Genomic DNA, 1,846 nt, shown 5'->3' with positions numbered 1-1,846 from the left:
AAACGGCATAGGGGGCGATCATAGCTGATCGCACCCCTGCCACACCACCCGGCATGCGGGTCCGCACCGGGCGGTTCGAGAGATTGAGGTTAGGTGAGCCTGGGCATTCCAAGTTGGTCGGCCCATCTGATCGTGAGGACAGTGTTGAGGAGCTTGGCGCTGTTGCGCCACCAGCGGCGGGAGTTTCCCGCCACTTGGCGCGCCACATTGAGGTTTGCTCCCCTTGCCGTCAGTTCCCGGAAGATCGTCCTGCCTCGCTTCCACTGCTTGAGCTGGATAGCCCGCAAACGATGGCGCATCCACTCGTCCAGGTCGTTGAAGACCCGAGGTGTTTGTGCCAGTCTGAAGTAGGCTTTCCATCCGCGCACGAAGGCACCCAGCCGTTCGACCACCGCCTTCAAGGACCGACCCGTCACACGGGTCGTCAGGCTACGCACCTTGTCCTTGAACGTTCTTATGGCCTTGTCGGCAACCCGTCGCTTGACCACACCCCCGGCTTGCCGAAAGGCATAGCCGAGGAATTTGCGGCCGTAGACGCTGGCAACAGCGCTCTTGGTTTCGTTCACCGTCAGGTGAAGCCGGCCATAAAGACGCCGCAGCAGAGCCAGCACTCGTTCGCCTGCCCGCCGCGACCGCACATAGACGTTGCAGTCGTCGGCATAGCGGCAGAAGGCATGGCCCCGCCCTTCGAGTTCCTTGTCCACCTCATCCAACAGCAGGTTGGCCAACAGCGGTGACAGTGGCCCGCCCTGCGGCGTCCCCCGGATCCGCTTGATGGTCACATCCCCATCGACGATGTCGGCGTTCAGGTAAGCCCGAACCAGACGGATAACGCCGGGATCGGGGATTTTCCTGCGCAGACGGTCGATCAGGATGTCGTGGTCAACCCGGTCGAAGAACTTCTCCAGGTCCACGTCCACCACGACCCGTCGTCCGGACTGCACGAACGATTGTGCCGCCAAGACGGCACCGTGCGCACCACGTCCCGGACGGAAGCCGTAGCTGTGCTGGCTGAAGGTCGGATCAAGGATCGGCTGGAGGACTTGCAGGAGCGCCTGTTGGATCAGGCGGTCCAACACCGTAGGAATACCGAGCTCGCGCTCGCCACCCCCCGGCTTCGGGATCATCACCCGACGCACCGGTTGTGGCCGATACGTCCCCTCCCGCAGGCTGTCGCGGATGACAGGCCAGCACTCGCGCAGCATTGCGGCCGTCTGGTCGATATCCAGCCCGTCCACACCCGCCGCCCCTTTGTTGGCCCGTACCTGCTTTAACGCCCGCTGAAGGTTCTCTCGCCTCAGGGCCGCCTCAAGCAGCCCCGAACCTGTGTCGTACCCAGTCCGCGGCGGGGGCTCGGCTTCGTCAAGATCGCAGCTCCGACGGGCTTCACCCGCTTGCCTCTCCGATCTCCCGGATTGTCCCGGCATCTGACGCATGGCCTTGCTCATCCTCGGTGGAAACTTCACTCTCTCTCGTTCGGCCCTTCGTTCGCACTTCCGTGCTCCCTACTACGGCCTCTGCTGACTTCTCGCTCCGGCTCGACACCGTCGCCCTTTCAGGCACAAGGCGAGATCTCCCCAGGTAAGAACGCACTCCTTCACTGCACGACCGCCGGATTTACGCCGCCGCCCCTTGGTCACAAGAGCTTCGCGGTTTTATGCCCGCTCGCCCTGGTCGGCACCGCCTCATATCCGGTTCTTGTCCATCGGCCCGCAGTTTCGATCCACGCTTCCTCCCCACGGTCGGTCGCCCTTCCGCAGTTGCGCTTCTCTTCGCTCGCCATGACCAGCTTACGGTGGGACTTCCACCCACGAGAGTGCGCCCATGCTGGGCGCACATAAAAAAG

Annotated in this window: 1 protein-coding gene; it reads right to left on the bottom strand. The window is 63.2% G+C overall.

The annotated features are described in order from the left end of the window. Positions 1–89 precede the first annotated feature (89 nt). Positions 90–1,448, bottom strand: coding sequence for a group II intron reverse transcriptase/maturase (ltrA, locus tag ACXHXG_RS32060; RefSeq protein WP_457901880.1), 1,359 nt, complete (start codon positions 1,446–1,448; stop codon positions 90–92). Positions 1,449–1,846 lie beyond the last annotated feature (398 nt).

Source organism: Rhizobium sp. LEGMi-198b (assembly GCF_054114205.1).
Note: the sequence above shows the minus strand (reverse complement) of the source record. Positions and strands in the feature narration are given on the sequence as shown.